Here is a 19,594-nt window from a genome sequence, read left to right on the forward strand (position 1 = left end):
GCCGGGACGTTTTTATGCCAAGGAAATACCATGCCGAATGGGTCGATCCGCCTCCGGGCCGCCTTGCTCGCGACGCTCGTCGCGACCGCAACGCCCGCCGCCGCCTCGACCTCCTATTACGTCACCGCACCCGAAGATTCGCGCGCGGTGACGGTCGCGGGCGTGCGCGATGGCCGCGCCGACGACAGCGCCGCTTTGCAATCGGCGATCGACGCCGCCGCGGCGAAGGGCGGCGGCGGGATCGTGTTCGTGCCGTCGGGGCGCTATCGCATCAGCCGCACGCTCTACATCTGGCCCGGCGTGCGCGTGTTCGGCGTCGGCAAGACGCGGCCCGTGATCGTGCTCGGCGATGCGACGCCGGGCTTCCAGCAGGGGGTCGCCAACATGGTGATCTTCGCCGGCGCCAAGCCCGGCGCGAGCGCTAAAGCCAAAGCCCAGCGCGTTCCCTTCCCGCCCCTCGGCAGCGTGCCGTTCGATCCCGCCATCGCCGATGCCAACCCCGGCACCTTCTACCCCGCGCTGTCGAACATCGACTTCGTGATCGGCGCGGGCAACCCGGCCGCTACCGCGATCCGCTTCCATGCAGCCCAGCACGCCTATCTCGCGCATATCGATTTCCAGATCGGCTCGGGGCTCGCCGGGCTCTATCAGGTCGCCAACCAGGCGCAGGACCTGCAGTTTCATGGCGGCCGATACGGCATCCTCGCCGAGAAACCCTCGCCCGCGTGGCAGTTCACGCTGCTCGATTCGAGCTTCGACGGGCAGCGCGAAAGCGCGATCCGCGAGCATGAGGCGAGCCTCACACTCGTCAACGTCGCGTTGCGCAACGTGCCGACCGCGATCGACATCGACCGGGGCTATGGCGACTGGCTGTGGGGCAAGGACGTCCGCTTCGAGAACGTCGCGAACGCCGCGGTGGTGATCAGCAACGAGAACAACGTCTACACGCAGATCGGCTTCGAGAACGCGCTCGCGAGCGCCACCCCGACCTTCGCGCGCTTCCGCGACAGCGGCCGGAGCGTCGCCGGAGCGGGGCAGACCTACCGTGTCACCGCGTTCAACTACGGCCTCACGGTCCCCGGCCTCGGCGCGACCGGCAGCTATCAGACGGTGATGAACGCCGCGCCGATCGCACGGCTGCCCGCCGCCCCGCCGCCCGCGCTCCGCAGCCTGCCCGCCACCACCGGCTGGGCCAATGTCCGCAGCCTCGGCGCGCGCGGCGACGACACCACCGACGACACCGCCGCGATCCAGCGCGCGATCGACACGCATCGCACCGTCTATTTCCCTGCGGGCCGCTACCGCGTCACCGATACGCTCAAGCTCAAGCCCGACAGCGTGCTCGTCGCGCTCCACCCGAGCCTGACGCAGATCATCCTGCCCGACGGCACCCCCGCCTTTCAGGGCGTCGGCGCGGCCAAGCCGCTGATCGAGAGCGCGCGCGGCGGCGACGCGATCGTCTCGGGGCTCGGCCTGTTCACCGGCGGCATCAACCCGCGCGCGACCGCGCTGCTGTGGCATGCCGGCGCAAGGTCGTTGGTCGAGGACGTCAAGTTCCAGGGCGGCCACGGCACCGACCTCGCCGACGGCAGCCGGTTCGACCCGTACAACGCCAACCACACCGGCGACGCCGATCCCGCCAAGCGCTGGGACGCGCAATATCCGAGCCTGTGGGTACAGGGCGGCGGCGGGACCTTCGCCAATCTGTGGAGCCCCAGCACCTATGCGCAAAGCGGGATGCTCGTGTCCGACACGACGATCCCCGGCCATGTCTACCAGATGTCGATCGAGCACCATACCCGCGCGGAGTTCGTGCTCGATCATGTCGCGAACTGGGAGTTCCTCGCGCCGCAAACCGAGGAGGAAGCCGGCGAAAGCCAGGACGCGGTGTCGTTCGAGATTCGCCACAGCCGCGACATTCTGCTTGCCAACCTCCACGCGTACCGCGTGACGCGCTCGCTGAAACCCGCGCCGACCGCGGTGCGGCTGATCGACTCGCACGGCCTCCGCTTCCGCAACGTCCACGTCAATGCCGAGAGCGGCCTCGGCACCTGCGACGAGCATGGCTGCGCGACCTATCTGCGCGCGAGCAAATTCCCGTATGAAAATGCGATCCAGGACGTGACGCACGGCCTCGAGACACGCGAGCACGAATTCGCGGTGCTCGACGTGGGCGCGGCCGCAGTACGCGCGCGCGACGCGGTGGCCGACGCGAAGGTCGAAAAGCTCGCCGACGGTTTCTACTCCGCCGCCGGTGGCGCTGTCGCAGCGGACGGAACGCTGTATTTCGTCGATCACCGCCACCAGCGGATCCACGCCTGGTCGCGCGCCACCGGGCTGACCGTCGTTAGCGATGCGCCGCTCGACCCGGTCAATCTCGCGGTCGACCGCTCGGGCAAGCTGCTAGTGCTGTCGTCGAACGGACGCGAGGGCACGGTCTACAGCCTCGATCCCAAGCGCAGCGACGCGGCGATCACCGTCATCCCGCCGACCCCGGTGGCCGATCATCCCGGCGCCCGGACGGCGCTCCCGGTCAATTACTGGGTCAATGGCGAGTTCAAGGATCAGCTCGATCCTAAGACCTTCGCCTATCCGACCCTCGCCGACATGTTCGTCCGCGACATGGGCCTCGCCAAGACCCGGGAATATGTCTCGCCCGATGGCAGCTTGGTGCTGCCGGCCTACCGCACCTTCCAGCAGGGCCCGTCGAGCTTTCTCGGCTGGCGCTTCTCCGATTCGCTCGACAGCTACGGCTTCACCGCCGCCGCGATCGGCGCACCGGTGTTCGTCACCAACGCATCGGAGAACAAGACCTATCGCGGCCGTGTCGCCGCACAGGGCGTCGTCACCGATCTAGCGCCCTTCGCGAACCGCGGCGGCGAGAGTGTGACCACCGACGCGCAGGGCCGCGTCTATGTCGCCAACGGCCAGGTCTTCGTGTTCGACGCGAGCGGCAAGCCGGTCGGCCAGATCGACGTTCCCGAGCGCCCGCTCCAGCTGCTGGTCGGCGGCGAGGCGGGCAAGACGCTGTTCGTCCTGACCCACCACGCGCTCTACGGCATCCCGCTGCGCTGAACGGCGCGGCTCAGGCGCCGGTGAAGACGGGCTTGCGCTTCTGCAGGAAGGCGAGCCCGCCCTCCATCGAATCGGCAGAGCCACGCGCGGTGCGCTGGTTCTCCGCCTCCTGCAGCATCGCCGCGACATAATCGCTTTCATAAGCGCTGCGGATCTGGCGCCGCATCAGTCCGATCGCGCGCGTCGGCCCCGCCGCAAGCCGCTCCGCCAGCGCGAACGCCTCGGCGTCGAGCGCGTCGTCGGTGACAACTGTGTGGATCATCCCCCAGTCGAGCGCCTTGGTCGCGGGCACCTTTTCGCCGAGCAGCATCATCTCGCTCGCGCGCGCCTTGCCGATCAGCCGCGGCAACATCCAGCTCGCGCCGCCATCGGGCACCAGCCCGATATTGACGAACGCCTGGAGGAAATAGGCGGTCTCGCTCGCCACGCAGAAATCGGCGGCGAGCGCGAGGCTGCAGCCGATTCCCGCCGCCGGCCCGCGCACCGCGCTGACGACGGGGACGGGCAGATCGGCGATCGCCGCCATCGTCGGATTATAGCTCTCCGTCAGCGCCGCGAAGGTCGCATTGCCCGGATCGTCACTGCCGAGCGCCCCGCCGCCGACATCGGCGCCCGAACAGAAAGCCCGCCCAGCGCCTGCGATCAGCACCGCCCGCGCACCGTCGAGTTGGTCCAGCGCCTCGCGCAATTCAACGAACATCGCGGGCGGCGCAGCATTGAGCCGCTCGGGCCGGTCGAGCGTAAGGACGAGCACGTCGCCGCGCCGTTCGGACTTGATCATCGTGGTCATGGCGTTTCCCTGTTTTCGCGGGCGTGGTGGACGCGGAGGATCGTTACCCGGTCGCTGACCATCGCATAGGTGATCACATATTGAATATCCACGACGGGCAAGACGCGAAGCCCCGCTTTGCCCCACGGCCGCCCCATTCCGGGCCTACGCCCTAGCGCATCCGCACGTTCGATCAGCGGTGCATCGACGCGAGCCGCATAGGCCTCACTACGTTGCGCGTTGAAGTCGTAGATCCGGGCCAGGTCAGCACGCGCCGCGACCAGCCATCGCGCACTCACTATTCTGCCGCGCTCGCGCGAAAACGGTTTCGGCGCTCGGCGGCATCCTGGACGATTTGCTCGTGCGGAACGACCCGACCGTGCTTCACATCGTCAAGCGCCTCGCGGATATCATCGCGATAGGCGCGCGCTTCGGCTTCGGTGCGAAGGAAGGGCAAATCCGCCATGAGCTCGACGAGCGAAGCGTCGGGATCATCGAGCCAGCGCTCTAGCTCGACCACATCGAGCGCAACGATATTCGACTCTTCGTCCATCAGCCGACGATACACCGCTTCAGGCGTGCTGCCCAGACGCCGGCGTCTCCATCAGCTCGACCAGCATCCCGCCCATGTCCTTGGGATGGACGAACACGATCGGCGTGCCATGCGCACCGATCCGCGGCTCACCGAGCACGGTCGCGCCCTTCGCCTTCAAATCGGCGACCGCGACCTGAATGTCGGGCACTTCGAAACAGACGTGATGCTGCCCGCCCGCCGGGTTCTTGCGCAGGAAGCCCGCGATCGGCGAGCTCTCGTCATACGGCTCGATCAGCTCGATCTGCGTGTTGGGCGTGTCGATGAAGCACACCTTCACACCCTGCGCCGGCAAATCGAACGGCACGCCGATCACCGTCGCGCCGAGCAGGTCGCGGTACAGCGCGATCGAGCGTTCGATCGAGGGCGTCGCGACGCCGACATGGTTGAGGCGCCCGAGCGTTGTGGGAGCGGGATCGGTCATCGTAACGGCCCTTATTCGTCTTCGGGTTCCGAGGCCTTCTTGGCCGTCGTCGGATCGACGGGCGGACGCGGCGCCGGCGCCCCGGCGCGCGCGGGCACCTTGCCCAGCTCATAGTCGCACGCCGACAATACTTGCCGGATCGGGCCCGCGCCGGGTCCGGTGAACACCGCATCGACCGGCTTGTTGTCAGGATCGATCACGCGCACGCGGATCGATTTGCCCCCAGCGATCATCGCCGCAAGATTGCTGACGACGACATCATCGCTGATGAACGCGCCGCTCCCCGGGAACTGCCAGTTGGTGCCGAGCCACCCGCCATCGTCGACATTGAGCGACACCGGACGCGGCAGCGCGGCGGCGAACCCGCCCTTGGGGATGAACTGCAGCGAGACGATCTTCTCTGCCGTCGCGTCGCAACGCACCACCAGCCGCGCGCTGGTATCGGTCGACCAGGCCGAGCTCGAGGTCGCGATCGTCTTGCCGCTCGTGCGCGTCTGCACGGCCCATGGCGCCGATGGCACAGCGGCGGCGGCGGCGGGCGCTGCCGCCTGAAGCAGGAGCAGCGCCGCGATCATGCCTTTGCGCCGATCTTCGGCGCGCCGACGACGCTCTCGGGCAGATCCTTGCCGAACACGCGCTGATAATATTCCGCGACCAGGCTGCGCTCGGTCTCGTCGCACTTGTTGAGGAACGACAGACGGAAGGCGAAGCCGACATCGCCGAAGATCAGCGTGTTCTGCGCCCAGGTGATGACGGTACGCGGGCTCATCACCGTCGAAATGTCGCCGTTGATGAAGCCGCGACGTGTCAGATCGGCGACGCGCACCATGTTCTCGACCTGCTTCTTGCCCTCGGGCTGGTCGTATTCGCCCGACTTGGCGAGCACGATCCGCGCCTCGACTGCCGCCGGCAGATAGTTGAGCGTGACGACGATGTTCCAGCGATCCATCTGCCCCTGGTTGATCTGCTGCGTGCCGTGATACAGGCCCGACGTATCGCCGAGACCGACCGTGTTGGCGGTCGCGAACAGCCGGAAGAACGGGTTCGGGCGGATCACGCGGTTCTGGTCGAGCAGCGTCAGCTTGCCCTCGGTCTCGAGCACGCGCTGGATCACGAACATCACGTCGGGCCGGCCCGCATCATATTCGTCGAACACGAGCGCGGTCGGCGTCTGCAGCGCCCACGGCAGCAGCCCCTCGCGGAACTCGGTGACCTGCTGGCCGTCCTTCAACACGATCGCATCGCGGCCGACCAGATCGATGCGGCTGATATGCGCATCGAGGTTGATACGGATGCACGGCCAGTTGAGGCGCGCCGCGATCTGCTCGATATGCGTTGACTTGCCGGTGCCGTGATAGCCCTGCACCATCACGCGACGGTTGAACGCAAACCCTGCGCAGATCGCGAGCGTCGTGTCCTGGTCGAACACATAGGCCGGGTCGAGATCGGGCACGCGCTCGTCGGCTTCGCTGAACGCCGGGACTTCCATGTCCGAATCGATGCCGAACAGGTCGCGCACCTTCTTCATCTGGTCGGGCGCGTCGAGGATCGTCGTCTCGCGGCTGTCGGGCTGGGTGTTGGGAATCTCGGTCATGCAGCAGCCTTAGGCCAAGGTTGGGCGCGGACTCAAGAAGCGAGCTTGGGCGGCAGCGGAAACAGCGTGACGAATTCTTCGGCGAGCGCGCGATCCCCCGTCACGCCGAGCACGCCTGCCGCCTCGGCATCGGCAATCGGCCGGCCGCCATAGACGATCGCGGCGAGCGTCGGCGGATCGGTCTCGAACACCACCGACCCCTCGGGCTCGCCGCGCCGAATCGCGATTCCGGTCGCATCGACCATCGCGACGAATGTCTCGGCGCCGAAGCGGAAGCCGACCCGCGCATCGAACGCGCCGCTACGGCTGCGGTCGATCATCGTTCGGAACGACAGCATCGCGGAGGCCGGGCTGAACGGCAGCGTGGGGTCGTGCAGCACCGATTGCACCGCCCAGCGCCCGAGCTCCTGGATCGCCACCTCGGCCGAATAGCCCCACGGCGTCAGCTCATAGACCTGCACGGACGCCGGCGGGGGCAGCATGCGCCGCAGCAGGATGCCGACGCGCGCCATGCCGTCGAGCCGCTGCGTCAGCACATTGGCGCTGATCCCGGCGAGTCCTGTGCGCAGTTCGCCAAAGCGGCGCGGCCCGAACATCAACTCGCGGACGATCAACAGCGACCAGCGTTCGCCCACCAGCTCCATCGCCAGCGCAGTACCGCAGGCGTCGTCATACCAACGCTTTGCCGCGCCCTTGCCACTCGCAGTAACTTTAGATAACTTCATCGTTGCTTTTTATAACCAGAAAGCGCACCCCTGCCTATGTCGATTCGCACAATCGCACCTGCAGGAGTCACACGATGCCCCGCATGATCTTCATCAACCTTCCGGTGTCCGATGTCGCGGCGTCGACCGCCTTCTACGAGGCGATCGGCTTCGTGAAGAACCCGGCGTTCAGCAACGACCAGGGGGCCTGCCTCGTCTGGTCCGACTCGATCTCCGTCATGGTCGCGGCGAAGGCGTTCTACGCCACGCTGACCACCAAGCCGATCGCCGACACGCAGGCGACGAGCGGCGCGCTGTTCGCCTTGGCGTTCGACAGCCGCGCCGCGGTCGATGCGATCGCCGAGGCGGCGGTCGCCGCGGGCGGTCGCGAGGCGCATGGACCAGAGGACGAGGGTTTCATGTACAGCCGCGCCTTCTGGGATCTCGACGGTCACGGCTTCGGCCCGTTCTGGATGGACCCCGCCGCGGTGGAAAACGGCCCGCCGGCGACCGCCGAGGCCGCCTGATCGACAGGGGACAGACGATGACCAACCCGCACGGCACGCCGATCTGGTACGAACTCCTCAGCGCCGACCCGCCGGCCTCCAAGGCCTTTTACGACCGGGTCATCGGCTGGACGATCGGCGAGCCCGGCCCCGCGATGGACTATCGCATGATCGAAACCGGCAACGGAGCGATCGGGGGAGCGATCGGGGGAGCGATCGCGGGCGCGGTCGGCGGAGTGATGCGGCTGAGCCCCGAAATGCAGGCGGGCGGCGCGAAACCCGGCTGGCTGTTCTATATCGGCGTCGATGACGTCGACGCGACCGCCGCGGCGATCACGGCCGCGGGCGGCGCGGTGCATATGGGCCCATGGAGCATGCCCGGCGTCGGCCGCATGGCGGTCGTCGCCGATCCGCAGGGCATCCCGTTCTACATCATGCGCGGCGACAGCGACGCGGACAGCACCGCCTATGAGCGCACCGGCATGGGTAAATGCAACTGGAACGAGCTGATCACCCCGGACCAAGACGCCGGCGACGCCTTCTACCGCGCGGTCTTCGGCTGGTCCTATCCCGACGTGATGCCGATGGGACCGATGGGCGAATACCGTTTCTTCGCGGTCGGCGATGCGACGATCGGCGCGACGATGCGGCATGACGGCGCGGGTCCGGCGCCCGGCTGGCGCTTCTATTTCCGCGCGCCCGACATCGTCGCGGCCGCGGCCAGGGTGGTCGAGGCTGGCGGCAGCGTGCTGTATGGTCCGGCCGAGGTGCCGGGGGGCGACCGCATCATCGTCGCAAGCGATCCGCACGGCATTCCCTTCGGCGTGGTCGGTCCGGGCGCGGAGGGCTGAACAGGGTCGTCCCCGCCACCCCGTTGCCTGCCGGTCCTGACAAGGCCTTTCGAGGAGCATGACGATGTCGACCGACCCCGCCACAGCCCCTGCCACAGCCCCTGCCCCGCCCCTCCATGAACTGCGCATCACGCGGCTGATCGACGCCCCACGCGAAGCGGTGTGGCGCGCCTTTACCGATCATCTCGCCGAATGGTGGTGCCCCAGACCGTGGACCGTCGAGCTGATCGAGCAGGATCTCCGCCCGGGCGGCCGCTCGGCGATGCGCATGCGCGGGCCATCCGGCGAGGAATCCCCGCAAGAAGGCGTCTTCCTAGAAGTCGTGCCGATGGAACGGATCGTCTTCACCGATGCCTTTACCAAGGGCTGGCTTCCGGCCGGTCCGTTCATCGTCGGCTTCCTGGAATTCGCCGACGAGGACGGCAAGACGCGCTACGTTGCCGGGGCGCGTCACTGGACCGCCGAAGCCAAGGCGCAGCATGCAGCGATGGGCTTTATCGAGGGCTGGTCTACCGTTGCCGCGCAGCTCGAGCAGGTCGCCCGCCGGATCGCCTGACACCCGCCCATCGACGCCGATCAGGCGAAGGCGGGCGCGCCCTTCAGCTGCGTGTACGCCGCGATCACCTCCTGCAGCTTGCTCTCGAAGCTGCGGTCGCCGCCGTTGCGATCGGGATGATATTTCCGCACCAGCTCGGCATATTTTTCGCGCAGGCCCCGCCGGTCGACATCCGCCGCCAGCCCGAGCACTTTCAACGAACGCCGGTCGACCTCAGACAACGGCCGCCCATCCTTGCGCGCCGGTTCCGCCGCACGCCGGAAGCGCGCGCCGATCGCATCGAGCGGATCGCTGAAATCGCCCCATTTCGGCGGCACGTCGGCGCCCGAATGCGCAAAGGCGCGCGTCTCGCGCTCCCATCCCGCGAACGGCCGCTGTTGCGCATGGATTTCCTCCGCGCTCATGCCGGTGAAGAAATTGTAGCGCGCGTTGAACGCCCGCACGTGGTCGAGGCAGAACCAGCGATACGGCCGCGGCCCGTCGCCCGCGAAGCGCGGCGCATCGCCCGCCGGCGCGCGGAATTCGCCCGCCAGATCGCAGCCCGGTTCCTCGCATACGCGCCCGCTGCCCTCGATCCGGCCGTGGAAGCGCGGGGCGGGGCGCTCGCGCGCGCCATCTTTCTTGTCGTCTTCGCGCGCCACGCGGGGTCCCTCAAATCCAAAAACGGCCTATATAGGCGCGATGCTTGACCCTGCCACCGCACCCGCCCCGAATCCTGGCCCACTTTCCCGCCCGCTCGTCGACGAGATCCGCGAGCGGCTCGTCGCCGCGCTCGAACCCACCGCGCTCGATGTGTCGAACGACAGCGCGCAGCATGCCGGCCATCTCGGCGACGACGGCACCGGCGAATCGCATTTCAGCGTGAGCGTCGAAGCCGCGGCCTTTACCGGCCTGTCGCGCGTCGCGCGGCAACGCCTGGTCAACACCGCGCTCGCCGACCTGCTGCGCGACCGGATCCATGCGCTGGCGATCCGCGCGCGGGCGCCGGGCGAATGAGCGCGCGTTACAATCTCTGGTATTGGCCCGATCTGCAGGGCCGCGGCGAATTCGTCCGGCTCGCGCTCGAGGCGGCGGGGATCGCCTATGACGATTGCGCGCGCACGCACGGCGCCGAGGCGCTGCTCGACGACATGGAACGCCACGCGGCAACGCGCGGACCCTTCGCGCCGCCCTATCTCGAGCTCGACGGCCTGGTGATCGCGCAGGTCGCCAACATCTTGCTGTTCCTCGGCGATCATCACCAGATCGGCGGATCGGGGATGGCCGACCGGCTGTGGCTCAATCAGCTCCAGCTGACGATCGCCGACGTGGTGGCCGAGGCGCACAACGTCCACCACCCGCTCGACGGCAATGCCTATTACGAGGACCAGAAGGACGCTGCGCTGATCGCCGCCGCCGCCTTCCGGGCCGATCGCATCCCCAAATTCCTCGGCTATTTCGATCGCGCGGCCAACGCCAATCCCGGCGAGTGGCTGATCGACCATCGCTGGACCTATGCCGACACCTCGCTGTTCCAGCTGGTCGAGGGCCTGCGCTACATGTTCCCCAAGCGGATGGCAGCGATCGAGCACGACTATCCCGCGGTGATCCGGATCCACGATCTCGTCGCCGAGCTGCCGGGCATCCACGCCTATCTCAAGAGCGACCGGCGCCTGGCGTTCAACACGCAGGGCATCTTCCGCCACTATCCTGAACTGGACGCCGAATGACTCGGGCGCTGCGCCCGGCCGCACGGATCCTGCTGCTCGACGAGGCGGATCGCGTGCTGCTGTTCCGCTTCGATCCCGACGATCGCCCGCCCTTCTGGTGCACGCCGGGCGGCGCGGTCGATCCGGGCGAGAGCTACCCGGAGGCCGCACGCCGCGAGCTGCGCGAGGAGACCGGCCTCGATCTCGATTGCGGGCCGGAGGTGCTGCAACGCCACGCCGAGTTCATCACGATCGAGGGCGTCCCGGTCAGCGCCGACGAACGCTATTTCCTCGTCCGCGCGCCGCACGATGCGGTCGACACTGCCGGCCATACCGAGCTCGAGCAGCGCGTGATGACGCGCTTCCACTGGTTCACCCGCGACGAACTCGCCGCCGCCACCGAACCCTATTTTCCCGAGGATCTGCCCGCCATCCTCGACGCGCTGGAGCGCCCGCAATGACCAACGACGATCTCATCCTGCAGACGATCACGCCGGTGACGCACGATCTCGGCGGCTTCAAGGTCCACCGCACCTTGCCCTCGCGGCCACGCACGATGGTCGGCCCGTTCATCTTCTTCGACCAGATGGGCCCGTCGCGGCTCGGCATGGGCGAAGGGATCGACGTGCGGCCCCATCCGCACATCAACCTGTCGACCGTCACCTATCTGTTCGGCGGCGCGCTCGGCCACCGCGATTCGCTCGGCAGCGACGTGGTGATCGAGCCCGGCGCGGTCAATCTGATGACCGCGGGACACGGCATCGTCCATTCCGAACGCCCGCCCGACGCCGCGCGCGCGGACGGGCCCGAACTGTCGGGCATCCAGACCTGGCTCGCCATGCCCGAGGCCGACGAGGAAATGACGCCGGCGTTCGAGCATGTCGCGCGCGCCGATCTGCCGACGGTCGAGGTGTCGAACGCCCGTGCGCGCGTCGTGATGGGGAGTCTCTGGGGCGCCACCGCGCCGACCACGACCTATGCCAGCACGATCTACGCCGACATCGTCCTCGACGCGGGCGGGTCGATCCCGATCGACGCCGATGCCGACGAACGCGCGCTCTACATCGCGCTCGGCGAGGCGACGCTCGACGGCATGACGCTCGAACCGATGACGCTCTACGTGCTCAAGCCCGGCACCGCGGCGACGCTCCGTTCGACCACGGGTGCGCGCGCGATACTGTGCGGCGGCGAGGCGTTCGCGACGCCGCGCCATGTGTGGTGGAACTTCGTCTCCTCGAGGCGCGACCGGATCGACGAGGCCAAGCGCGCCTGGACCGCGGGCGAATTTCCGAAAGTGCCCGGCGACGACAAGGAGTGGATCCCGATCCCGGCTATTCCCAAGACGGTCAGCTATCCGTAACTCTTCCTCCCTCCCTTCTTAACCCCCTCCCGCTTGCGGGAGGGGCTGGGGGAGGGCATGACACAAGCGCCGCGCGTCGAGTAAGGTCAGGCCCTCCCCCCGACCCCTCCCGCAAGCGGGAGGGGAGACTAAAATGACCGACTTCACCCTGAACCGAATCGCCCTCCCCACCGGCGTCGAGCTCGACGTCGCCACCGCCGGCTCGCCCGAACACCCGCCGATCCTCCTGCTCCACGGCTTCCCCGAATCGCACCGCACCTGGCGCCACGTCATCCCGCAGCTCGCCACCGATCATTTCGTCATCGCCCCAGACCAGCGCGGCTTCGCGCGTTCGTCCAAGCCCGCCGAGATCAGCGACTACACCCCCGACAAGATGGTCGCGGACCTGCTCGCGCTCGCCGATCATTACGCGCTCACGACCTTCACGCTCGTCGGCCACGATTGGGGCGGCGCGATCGCCTGGATGGCGGCGTTGCAGAACCCCAAGCGGATCACCCGCCTCGTCATCGTCAACGCGCCGCACCCCTTCGTCTTCCAGCGCACGCTGTTCGACGACAGGGCGCAGCGCGAGGCGAGCCAGTACATCACCGCCTTCCGCAACCCCGGTTTCGAGACCTATATCGACAGCATCGGCCTCTCGAATTTCTTCGACAACAGCTTCCTGCGCCACACCGATTTCGCGCGGATCGCCGACGAAAAGCCGGTCTATCTCGACCAATGGAGCCAACCCGGCGCGATGACCGCGATGCTCAACTGGTACCGCGCGAGCCCGATCCTCGTCCCCGCAATGGACGAGACTCCGCCGCGCCCGGCGTTCCTCGACGGCGCGTTCCCGCCGGTGACGCAGCCGACGCTCGTCGTGTGGGGTCTCGGCGATGCCGCGCTGCTGCCGAGCCAGCTCGAGGGGCTCGAGACACTGGTGCCCGATCTCACGGTGGTGAAGGTCGACGCCGGGCATTTCGTCCCGTGGGAAAATCCCGATGCCATCGTCGCTGCGATCAAGGAATGGGAAGCCGCCTAACTTAAATCCTCCCCGGGAACCGGGGGAGGGGGACCGCCAGCCTCCTTCAGGCTGGTGGTGGAGGGGGCCGCCACAAACGTGACGCCCGTGGCGAGCGCCCCCTCCACCCTTCGCTGAATGCTCAGGGTCCCCCTCCCCCGCTGCGCGAGGGAGGATTTGCAGTGTCACACCCGAACCTTCGCGCCTTCCGGCAAATCCACCAACGGCGCAGTCCCGTCACCCGCCCCCGCATCGATCCAAGTCCCATGCGCATGGCTCGTCGCCACCGTCGCCCACTCCCCCGCCCCGGGCCACCAGCGCGCCCGCACCACCTGATGCCCCAGCGACCGGTCCGGCTCCATCGCCACCCAGCCAAGCGGCCGCTCGACCGTCGCGCGTGCCCCCGCCGCCGCCATCGCCACCCGCACCCGCTCCGCCACCAGCTCGGGCAGATACTGCCACACCACCGAATGCATCAGCACGCGTGTCACCCCCGCTTCCTGCGGCTCGGCCAGCCGCGCTTCGATCCAGTCGGCCGCATCCGCCCGCTCGAGCGCCACGCCGTGCGCGCGCACCATCTCCACCGCCGCGCGCACCCGCGCCAGGCGCTCGGGCGTCTCGGGCCAGACATAGGCCGCCAGCCGCGCCGCCACCGCCGGATCGGTCGCATCGATCGGCGCGACGTCGCAGCCGCGCACCGACACGATCTCGAGCGGCACCGCCACGGGCGGCGGCCCGCTCCAGCGCGGCACGATCGTCACCGGCGAATCAGCCGGCCCGAACCAGGCGCCGCCAAGATCGAAGCGATACCGCCCGATCAGCAGATTGAGCCCAGCACTCGACCCGATCTCGAGCACCTCCACCCGCGGCCCGCACGCCCGCGCGATCTCGAGCAACCCGAGCAGCAGCGCCGCCGACCGCCCCGGCTCGTTGGTCTGCGGCGGCCCGTCGAGCCACGGCAGCAGCGCCGCCTCATGCTCCACCAACACCCGCTCGATCGTCGCGAGGATCGCGCCCGCATCGGTCACCGCCCCCGAATACACCGCCGCCAGCCCGGCATCGCGCCCCGCCTGCACCAGCGCATGCAGCCCCCCGAACACCCGCAACGGCAGCGCATCGCGCGTCGGCTCGCCCGGCCAGTCGAGCACCCGCGCCCCGACGAGCGATCGCCGCGTCAACCCATCGGCGATCGCCGCGCACATCCGGGCATAGACCGGCGCGGCATTGGCCTCGCAATAATGCTGCTGGATCCGGAACGCGTCACGATTGCTCTGCTCATCGGCCATGATCGATTTTCTCCGTCGGTCGCGTTGTTGCGCCCACCCCCGCCCGCAAGTAAAGCCCGCGGCTATGGCAGACCCGATCATCATCGCCGTCCCCAAGGGCCGCATCCTCGCAGAAGCGATCCCCTTGCTCGAACGCGCCGGAATCGTCCCCGAAGCCGCGTTCAGCGACGAGAACAGCCGCGCGCTGCGCTTCACCACCAACCAGAGCGGAATCGACCTCATCCGCGTCCGCGCGTTCGACGTCGCGACCTTCGTCGCACACGGCGCGGCGCAGCTCGGCATCGTCGGGTCGGACGTGCTCGCCGAGTTCGAGTATTCGGAACTCTACGCGCCGGTCGATCTCGGCATCGGCCATTGCCGCCTGTCGGTCGCCGAGCCTGCCGACATGGCGGCGAACGACGATCCGCGCGGCTGGAGCCATGTCCGCGTCGCGACCAAATACCCCCACGTCACCGAAGCGCATTTCGCGCGCCGCGGCGTGTCGGCCGAGTGCGTGAAGCTCAACGGCGCGATGGAGCTGGCGCCGCTGCTCGGCCTCGCGCCGCGGATCGTCGATCTGGTGTCGTCGGGCCGCACGCTCAAGGAGAACGGCCTGGTCGAGGTCGAGGTGATTTGCGAGGTCACCTCGCGCCTGATCGTCAACCGCGCGGCGTTCAAGACGCGCGGCGAAGTGGTGCCGCTGGTCGAGGCGTTCCGGCGGGCGGTTGCACAGGAGATGGCGGCATGAGCGGGATGACGTTCAAGCCCCTCCCCTTCAGGGGAGGGGTTGGGGTGGGGCCGAAACGGGCACCCGCTCTCTGCGAGGCACGCCCCACCCCCAGCCCCTCCCCTGAAGGGGAGGGGAGCCGCACATGATCCGCCTCACCACCACCGCCCCCACCTTCGCCGCCGACTTCACCGCGCTCGTCAACGCCCGCCGCGAAGCCGACGCCGACGTCGCGCGTGACGTCCGCGCGATCATCGCGCGCGTCCGTGACGAAGGCGACGCCGCGGTCCACGCCTACACACAAAGCTTCGATCGCCACGATCTCGACGCCACCGGCTGGCAGATCGACCCCAGCGAATGGCGCGCCGCGTACGACGGCCTCGCCCCCGACCTGCGCGCCGCGCTCGAGCTCGCCGCGCAGCGCATCGCGACCTATCACGAGAAGCAGAAGCCGCAGGGCACCGAGAGCACAGACGCCAACGGCATCCGCACCGGCGCGCGCTGGAATGCGATCGAGCATGCCGGGATCTACATCCCCGGCGGCCGCGCGGCCTATCCCTCGTCGGTGCTGATGAACGCGATCCCCGCCAAGGTCGCCGGCGTCGACCGCATCGTCATGGTCACGCCGACCCCCGACGGCGAGGTCAACCCGCTGGTGCTCGCCGCCGCGCACATCGTCGGCGTCGACGAGCTGTGGCGGATCGGCGGCGCGCAGGCGATCGCCGCGCTCGCGTACGGCACCGACCGCCTCCGCCCGGTCGACGTCATCACCGGCCCCGGCAACGCCTGGGTCGCCGAAGCCAAGCGCCAGCTCTACGGCGTCGTCGGCATCGACATGGTCGCGGGCCCGTCCGAGATCGTCGTCGTCGCCGACGGCGAGAACCGCGCCGACTGGATCGCCGCCGATCTGCTCTCGCAATCGGAGCACGACCCGACCAGCCAGTCGATCCTGTTCACCGACTCGGCCGCTTTCGCCGACGCCGTCGCCGCCGAGGTCGACGCCCAGATCGACACGCTGGCCACGTCGAAGGTCGCGCGCGCGGCATGGGATGCGAACGGCGCGATCATCGTGGTGCGCACGCTCGAAGAGGCGCTGCCACTGGTCGACCGCCTCGCCGCCGAGCATCTCGAACTGGCGTGCGACGATCCGCAGGCGCTGTTCGACAAGGTGCGTCATGCCGGATCGGTGTTCCTGGGCCGCCACACGCCCGAGGCGATCGGCGATTATGTCGCCGGGCCGAACCACGTGCTCCCGACCGGGCGGCGTGCGCGCTTTGCCAGTGGGCTGTCGGTGCTCGATTTCATGAAGCGGACGAGCTTCCTGCAGCTCGGTCCGCAAGGTCTCGCCGCCATCGGCCCAGCCGCGGTAGCGCTGGCCGAAGCCGAAGGCCTCCCCGCCCACGCCAGATCGGTCGCGCTCCGCCTCCCCTAATCTCCTCCCCTCCCTGGAAGGGAGGGGCTGGGGGTGGGTCGGCCTCCCGGGCGCGCGCCGCTCTGACGCAAGCGGTGTCGCCGCCGCATCCATGGCACGCGTCACGCCCGACTACGGGCCGACCCACCCTCGCCCCCTCCCTTTCAGGGAGGGGAGGCTCGCGGGCAACCGTCGCGCGAGCTGATCCGCCAGCGCCTCCCTTCCACCAGGGGAGTAACAGCCCCCCCACACACCAATCTTCCCGTTCCGCGCTTTTTCCCCTATGGCGCCCGCCCATGTCCTCCCACGCCACTCCCCGCACCGCCGCCCGCTCCAAAGCGCGCGCCGCCGCCCGTCTCGCCGCCGTCCAGGCGCTGTACCAGCACGACATGGAAGCAACGCCGATCGCGCAGTTGCTCAACGAGTTCCACAATCACCGCCTCGGCGCGACGATCGAGGATGCCGAATATGCCGAGGCCGAGGTCGATTTCTTCGACGATGTCGTAAAGGGCACCGAGGCGCGCCTCGCCGAGATCGACACGACGATCGCCGCCAAGCTCGCCAAGGGCTGGAACCTCGCGCGGCTCGACAAGGCGATGCGTGCGATCCTGCGCGCCGGCACCTACGAGCTGCTCGCGCGCGCCGACGTGCCGGTCGGCACCGTCATCACCGAATATGTCGACGTCGCGCACGCCTTCTTCGACAAGCGCGAGGCGGGCTTCGTCAACGGCCTGCTCGACAACATCGCCAAGGACGTTCGCGCCTGAGCATGGCCGAGGTCGTCAACCTTCGCCGCGCGCGAAAGGCGCGCGCGCGCGACACCGCCGAGACGACCGCCGCCACCAACCGCGCCGCCTTCGGCCGCAGCAAGGCCGAGCGCGCGGCGGCAGCGCACGACGCGGCGCGCGCTGAACGCGTGCTCGACGGGGCCAAGCGCGAGGAATGATCGGGGCGGGCGCACACCGTGCGTTAATCCCCTGTGCTGCCGTCGCGCGCCAGACGAGAGGGAGAGCGGCGCCGCCCGCTCTGCAGGGACCGCACGGAATCCCTCGATACAATACGCAGACCTTCCCGCCGCGGCGTGCTAATTGAAATGGATGTTGAGTAGGAAATTCGGTCTCGCGGCTGCGACCAAATCGCGCGTAGTGCTTTTCATCGTTCTGACCTGCGTCGCGACCGGCCCGTTCTGGGCATTGGCGATAGCGACCGGCGATTCAGCCGGCGGCCGCGGCGCTTATGCGGTCGGAGCCATGTGGGGCCCCGCGGTAGCGGCGCTGCTCACCTGTGCGATCACGGGCCAATCCGTCAGGTCGCTCGGGTGGCGGTGGGGACGATGGCGCTGGCAAGTGCTGTCGTACCTCTGGCCGTTCGCGGTCTGCAGCGTCGTTTACGGAATCGTCTACGCGGCCGGTTTCGGCGGTTTTCCTAAAGCTGAAACGGTCACCGCGTTGCGGAAGAGTCTGGGTTGGCCCGCCGCAGACCCATGGATCGTGGTCTCCGGCTGGTTTGTGCTTCTCGCGACCACGGGCATCGTGCGCGGTGTCGCGACGGCTCTCGGTGAAGAGATCGGCTGGCGTGGTTTCCTCAGTCCCATCCTTTACGAACGACTCGGCTTCACGCGCGGCGCCTTGCTGACGGGCGCCATTTGGGCCGTCTGGCATTTCCCCCTCATTTTCTTCTCGAACTACGATAGTGCCACACCTTGGTGGTTCGCGACCCCCTGCTTTGTCGTGGAGGTTCTCAGCCTTGCGGTCATCATGTCATGGATACGGATGCGGTCGGGCAGCCTGTGGACGGGGGTGATCGCCCATGCGAGCATCAATCTCTTCAATCAGGCTTTCTTCGCTCCTCTGACCGCCTCGCGCGGGGCGATAACCGCGTACACCATCGATGAATCGGGCGTGGTCTTGCCGCTTGTCCTGTTGGTCACCGCGATCTTTTTCTGGAGCAAACGCGGATTGCTGGAAAAGAGTGAAGCGCGTGTCACCGGGCATTCCGCGTCACCGCTACCGAACGCGAATCCCGCCTGACCCACTGCGTCGACGCAAACCGCTCTGGCGCTCGGCCGGCGACGGCAGACATCCCCCGCGGGGGCCGCTAGAGCACAACCATGACCGAGGCCGATTTCATCGCAGCCCTGCGCGCGCTGCCGCTGCATCCCGGCGCGCTGGGCTTGCGCGACGATGCGGCGCGGCTCGGGCGGCTCGTGCTGACGAGCGATACGCTGGTCGAGGGGGTGCATTATCTCGACAGCGATCCTGCGGGGGATGTCGCCTGGAAACTGGTCACGACCAATGTGTCGGATCTGGCGGCGAAGGGCGCGGTGCCGGTCGGGGTGATGCTCAACTATCCACTGCGAAGCGACGCCCCAGCCTCGCCGACCGATTGGGACACCGCCTTCCTCGCCGGCCTCGCCGAGGCGCTCGGCGCCTTCGCCGCGCCGATCCTCGGCGGCGACACCGTCTCGCTCCCGCCGCACGCCCCGCGCGTGATCACGCTCACCGCGCTCGGCGACAGTGCGCACGCGCCCACCCGCAGCGGCGCGCAAGTCGGCGATGCGCTCTGGGTCACCGGCACGATCGGCGATGCCGGCGCAGGGCTCGCGATCGCGCAAGGACAGCCCGGCCCGGCCGACCTGCTCGCCGCCTATCGCCGCCCGCAGCCGCAGCTCGCCGCTGGCCAAGCGCTCGCCCCCCACGTCCATGCGATGATGGACGTGTCCGACGGCCTGTTGATCGACGCGCAGCGCATGGCGGCGGCAAGCGGCCTCGCGCTCGCGATCGATCTGGCGCAGATCCCGCTGTCCAACGCCTATCGCGCCCACGCCGGCGACACCCGCGCCGCGCGCCTCGCCGCAGCCACCGCGGGCGACGACTATCAATTGCTCTTCGCGCTGCCCCCGCACCTCGCCCCCCCCGCGCCCGCAACGCGGATCGGCGTGTTCGCGCCCGGCGAAGGCCTCACGCTGCACGACGCGGGCACACCACTGCCGCTCCCCGCCGCGCTCGGCTATCAGCACGCCGGCTAAGCCGCTCGAACCGCGCCGCTTGCCAAGCCCCGCCGCGGCGCTAC

General features: G+C 68.6%; 24 protein-coding genes. 15 read left to right on the plus strand and 9 right to left on the minus strand.

Annotated elements, in window-relative coordinates; genetic code table 11:
- Positions 1-30: 30 nt before the first annotated feature.
- Positions 31-3,075: a glycosyl hydrolase family 28-related protein gene (locus ACVWYO_RS06725; protein ID WP_457349345.1), complete on the plus strand. Its 3,045-nt coding sequence runs from the start codon at positions 31-33 to the stop codon at positions 3,073-3,075.
- Between the two features lie 10 nt (positions 3,076-3,085).
- On the opposite strand, the gene ACVWYO_RS06730 is transcribed toward ACVWYO_RS06725, so the two are convergent.
- From ACVWYO_RS06730 to ACVWYO_RS06760, 7 genes are read right to left on the minus strand one after another with little or no spacing between them, the layout of a single operon-like run.
- A complete protein-coding gene (locus tag ACVWYO_RS06730) occupies positions 3,086-3,865 on the minus strand; it encodes an enoyl-CoA hydratase-related protein (protein WP_457349346.1) in 780 nt (259 codons plus the stop codon).
- The gene (locus tag ACVWYO_RS06735; RefSeq protein ID WP_457349347.1) at positions 3,862-4,143 is read right to left on the minus strand and encodes a type II toxin-antitoxin system RelE/ParE family toxin; all 282 of its coding nucleotides are present in this window, start codon (positions 4,141-4,143) and stop codon (positions 3,862-3,864) included. Before ACVWYO_RS06735 ends, ACVWYO_RS06730 begins: the two co-directional genes overlap by 4 nt.
- Positions 4,143-4,397: a hypothetical protein gene (locus ACVWYO_RS06740; protein ID WP_457349348.1), complete on the minus strand. Its 255-nt coding sequence runs from the start codon at positions 4,395-4,397 to the stop codon at positions 4,143-4,145. Before ACVWYO_RS06740 ends, ACVWYO_RS06735 begins: the two co-directional genes overlap by 1 nt.
- A gap of 19 nt (positions 4,398-4,416) precedes the next feature.
- The gene (mce, locus tag ACVWYO_RS06745; RefSeq protein WP_457349349.1) at positions 4,417-4,860 is read right to left on the minus strand and encodes a methylmalonyl-CoA epimerase; all 444 of its coding nucleotides are present in this window, start codon (positions 4,858-4,860) and stop codon (positions 4,417-4,419) included.
- A gap of 11 nt (positions 4,861-4,871) precedes the next feature.
- A complete protein-coding gene (locus tag ACVWYO_RS06750; protein WP_457349350.1) occupies positions 4,872-5,435 on the minus strand; it encodes a hypothetical protein in 564 nt (187 codons plus the stop codon).
- On the minus strand, positions 5,432-6,454 hold the full coding sequence (cobS, locus tag ACVWYO_RS06755) for a cobaltochelatase subunit CobS (protein WP_140847535.1): 1,023 nt from the start codon (positions 6,452-6,454) through the stop codon (positions 5,432-5,434). The genes ACVWYO_RS06750 and cobS overlap by 4 nt, the downstream gene beginning before the upstream one ends.
- A 32-nt stretch (positions 6,455-6,486) precedes the next feature.
- Positions 6,487-7,179 (minus strand): winged helix-turn-helix transcriptional regulator, encoded by a 693-nt coding sequence (locus ACVWYO_RS06760; RefSeq protein WP_457349351.1) that lies wholly within the window; start codon positions 7,177-7,179, stop codon positions 6,487-6,489.
- 74 nt (positions 7,180-7,253) lie between these two features.
- Here ACVWYO_RS06760 and ACVWYO_RS06765 point away from each other — a divergent pair, with 74 nt between their 5' ends.
- From ACVWYO_RS06765 to ACVWYO_RS06775, 3 genes are all read left to right on the plus strand, one after another.
- Complete coding sequence (locus ACVWYO_RS06765; RefSeq protein WP_457349352.1) at positions 7,254-7,685, plus strand: VOC family protein; 432 nt, start codon at positions 7,254-7,256, stop codon at positions 7,683-7,685.
- 17 nt (positions 7,686-7,702) lie between these two features.
- Complete coding sequence (locus ACVWYO_RS06770; protein ID WP_457349353.1) at positions 7,703-8,515, plus strand: VOC family protein; 813 nt, start codon at positions 7,703-7,705, stop codon at positions 8,513-8,515.
- A gap of 64 nt (positions 8,516-8,579) precedes the next feature.
- Positions 8,580-9,071, plus strand: a complete 492-nt coding sequence (locus tag ACVWYO_RS06775; RefSeq protein WP_457349354.1) for an SRPBCC family protein — start codon at positions 8,580-8,582, stop codon at positions 9,069-9,071.
- Between the two features lie 20 nt (positions 9,072-9,091).
- Here ACVWYO_RS06775 and ACVWYO_RS06780 read toward each other — a convergent pair whose 3' ends face one another.
- Complete coding sequence (locus tag ACVWYO_RS06780; RefSeq protein ID WP_457349355.1) at positions 9,092-9,712, minus strand: J domain-containing protein; 621 nt, start codon at positions 9,710-9,712, stop codon at positions 9,092-9,094.
- A gap of 40 nt (positions 9,713-9,752) precedes the next feature.
- Here ACVWYO_RS06780 and ACVWYO_RS06785 point away from each other — a divergent pair, with 40 nt between their 5' ends.
- From ACVWYO_RS06785 to ACVWYO_RS06805, 5 genes are all read left to right on the plus strand, one after another.
- Entirely contained in the window at positions 9,753-10,067 is a 315-nt protein-coding gene (locus ACVWYO_RS06785; protein ID WP_457349356.1) for a BolA family protein, read from the plus strand.
- A complete protein-coding gene (locus tag ACVWYO_RS06790) occupies positions 10,064-10,780 on the plus strand; it encodes a glutathione S-transferase (protein ID WP_457349357.1) in 717 nt (238 codons plus the stop codon). The genes ACVWYO_RS06785 and ACVWYO_RS06790 overlap by 4 nt, the downstream gene beginning before the upstream one ends.
- Positions 10,777-11,220 (plus strand): NUDIX hydrolase, encoded by a 444-nt coding sequence (locus tag ACVWYO_RS06795; RefSeq protein ID WP_457349358.1) that lies wholly within the window; start codon positions 10,777-10,779, stop codon positions 11,218-11,220. The genes ACVWYO_RS06790 and ACVWYO_RS06795 overlap by 4 nt, the downstream gene beginning before the upstream one ends.
- Positions 11,217-12,119 carry a pirin family protein gene (locus tag ACVWYO_RS06800; protein WP_457349359.1) on the plus strand — a complete coding sequence of 301 codons (903 nt, stop codon included), beginning with the start codon at positions 11,217-11,219 and terminating at the stop codon, positions 12,117-12,119. The genes ACVWYO_RS06795 and ACVWYO_RS06800 overlap by 4 nt, the downstream gene beginning before the upstream one ends.
- A gap of 133 nt (positions 12,120-12,252) precedes the next feature.
- Positions 12,253-13,140, plus strand: coding sequence for an alpha/beta fold hydrolase (locus ACVWYO_RS06805; protein ID WP_457349360.1), 888 nt, complete (start codon positions 12,253-12,255; stop codon positions 13,138-13,140).
- A gap of 164 nt (positions 13,141-13,304) precedes the next feature.
- Here ACVWYO_RS06805 and ACVWYO_RS06810 read toward each other — a convergent pair whose 3' ends face one another.
- Complete coding sequence (locus tag ACVWYO_RS06810) at positions 13,305-14,405, minus strand: DUF2332 domain-containing protein (protein WP_457349361.1); 1,101 nt, start codon at positions 14,403-14,405, stop codon at positions 13,305-13,307.
- Between the two features lie 64 nt (positions 14,406-14,469).
- Here ACVWYO_RS06810 and hisG point away from each other — a divergent pair, with 64 nt between their 5' ends.
- From hisG to thiL, 6 genes are all read left to right on the plus strand, one after another.
- Entirely contained in the window at positions 14,470-15,132 is a 663-nt protein-coding gene (gene hisG / locus ACVWYO_RS06815; RefSeq protein ID WP_457349362.1) for an ATP phosphoribosyltransferase, read from the plus strand.
- A gap of 124 nt (positions 15,133-15,256) precedes the next feature.
- The gene (hisD, locus tag ACVWYO_RS06820; RefSeq protein ID WP_457349363.1) at positions 15,257-16,543 is read left to right on the plus strand and encodes a histidinol dehydrogenase; all 1,287 of its coding nucleotides are present in this window, start codon (positions 15,257-15,259) and stop codon (positions 16,541-16,543) included.
- Between the two features lie 275 nt (positions 16,544-16,818).
- On the plus strand, positions 16,819-17,289 hold the full coding sequence (gene nusB / locus ACVWYO_RS06825; protein ID WP_140847576.1) for a transcription antitermination factor NusB: 471 nt from the start codon (positions 16,819-16,821) through the stop codon (positions 17,287-17,289).
- Positions 17,290-17,291: 2 nt separating this feature from the next.
- Positions 17,292-17,468, plus strand: a complete 177-nt coding sequence (locus ACVWYO_RS06830; protein WP_457349364.1) for a DUF4169 family protein — start codon at positions 17,292-17,294, stop codon at positions 17,466-17,468.
- Between the two features lie 199 nt (positions 17,469-17,667).
- A complete protein-coding gene (locus ACVWYO_RS06835) occupies positions 17,668-18,552 on the plus strand; it encodes a CPBP family intramembrane glutamic endopeptidase (protein WP_457349365.1) in 885 nt (294 codons plus the stop codon).
- An 80-nt stretch (positions 18,553-18,632) separates the two neighbouring features.
- Positions 18,633-19,550 carry a thiamine-phosphate kinase gene (thiL, locus tag ACVWYO_RS06840; protein ID WP_457349366.1) on the plus strand — a complete coding sequence of 306 codons (918 nt, stop codon included), beginning with the start codon at positions 18,633-18,635 and terminating at the stop codon, positions 19,548-19,550.
- Positions 19,551-19,594: the final 44 nt, after the last annotated feature.

The sequence above is a fragment of the Sphingomonas sp. UYP23 genome (genome assembly GCF_054059235.1).

What these genes read in the sequence shown, in the direction of transcription:
- ACVWYO_RS06770 (WP_457349353.1), top strand. Translation starts at nt 7,703, where the DNA reads ATGACCAACCCGCACGGCACGCCGATCTGGTACGAACTCCTCAGCGCC.
- nusB (WP_140847576.1), top strand. Translation starts at nt 16,819, where the DNA reads ATGTCCTCCCACGCCACTCCCCGCACCGCCGCCCGCTCCAAAGCGCGC.
- cobS (WP_140847535.1), bottom strand. Translation starts at nt 6,454, where the DNA reads ATGACCGAGATTCCCAACACCCAGCCCGACAGCCGCGAGACGACGATC.
- ACVWYO_RS06725 (WP_457349345.1), top strand. Translation starts at nt 31, where the DNA reads ATGCCGAATGGGTCGATCCGCCTCCGGGCCGCCTTGCTCGCGACGCTC.
- ACVWYO_RS06805 (WP_457349360.1), top strand. Translation starts at nt 12,253, where the DNA reads ATGACCGACTTCACCCTGAACCGAATCGCCCTCCCCACCGGCGTCGAG.
- hisD (WP_457349363.1), top strand. Translation starts at nt 15,257, where the DNA reads ATGATCCGCCTCACCACCACCGCCCCCACCTTCGCCGCCGACTTCACC.
- ACVWYO_RS06775 (WP_457349354.1), top strand. Translation starts at nt 8,580, where the DNA reads ATGTCGACCGACCCCGCCACAGCCCCTGCCACAGCCCCTGCCCCGCCC.
- ACVWYO_RS06765 (WP_457349352.1), top strand. Translation starts at nt 7,254, where the DNA reads ATGCCCCGCATGATCTTCATCAACCTTCCGGTGTCCGATGTCGCGGCG.
- ACVWYO_RS06790 (WP_457349357.1), top strand. Translation starts at nt 10,064, where the DNA reads ATGAGCGCGCGTTACAATCTCTGGTATTGGCCCGATCTGCAGGGCCGC.
- ACVWYO_RS06800 (WP_457349359.1), top strand. Translation starts at nt 11,217, where the DNA reads ATGACCAACGACGATCTCATCCTGCAGACGATCACGCCGGTGACGCAC.
- thiL (WP_457349366.1), top strand. Translation starts at nt 18,633, where the DNA reads ATGACCGAGGCCGATTTCATCGCAGCCCTGCGCGCGCTGCCGCTGCAT.
- ACVWYO_RS06785 (WP_457349356.1), top strand. Translation starts at nt 9,753, where the DNA reads ATGCTTGACCCTGCCACCGCACCCGCCCCGAATCCTGGCCCACTTTCC.
- ACVWYO_RS06730 (WP_457349346.1), bottom strand. Translation starts at nt 3,865, where the DNA reads ATGACCACGATGATCAAGTCCGAACGGCGCGGCGACGTGCTCGTCCTT.
- ACVWYO_RS06750 (WP_457349350.1), bottom strand. Translation starts at nt 5,435, where the DNA reads ATGATCGCGGCGCTGCTCCTGCTTCAGGCGGCAGCGCCCGCCGCCGCC.
- hisG (WP_457349362.1), top strand. Translation starts at nt 14,470, where the DNA reads ATGGCAGACCCGATCATCATCGCCGTCCCCAAGGGCCGCATCCTCGCA.
- mce (WP_457349349.1), bottom strand. Translation starts at nt 4,860, where the DNA reads ATGACCGATCCCGCTCCCACAACGCTCGGGCGCCTCAACCATGTCGGC.
- ACVWYO_RS06740 (WP_457349348.1), bottom strand. Translation starts at nt 4,397, where the DNA reads ATGGACGAAGAGTCGAATATCGTTGCGCTCGATGTGGTCGAGCTAGAG.
- ACVWYO_RS06795 (WP_457349358.1), top strand. Translation starts at nt 10,777, where the DNA reads ATGACTCGGGCGCTGCGCCCGGCCGCACGGATCCTGCTGCTCGACGAG.
- ACVWYO_RS06830 (WP_457349364.1), top strand. Translation starts at nt 17,292, where the DNA reads ATGGCCGAGGTCGTCAACCTTCGCCGCGCGCGAAAGGCGCGCGCGCGC.
- ACVWYO_RS06810 (WP_457349361.1), bottom strand. Translation starts at nt 14,405, where the DNA reads ATGGCCGATGAGCAGAGCAATCGTGACGCGTTCCGGATCCAGCAGCAT.
- ACVWYO_RS06760 (WP_457349351.1), bottom strand. Translation starts at nt 7,179, where the DNA reads ATGAAGTTATCTAAAGTTACTGCGAGTGGCAAGGGCGCGGCAAAGCGT.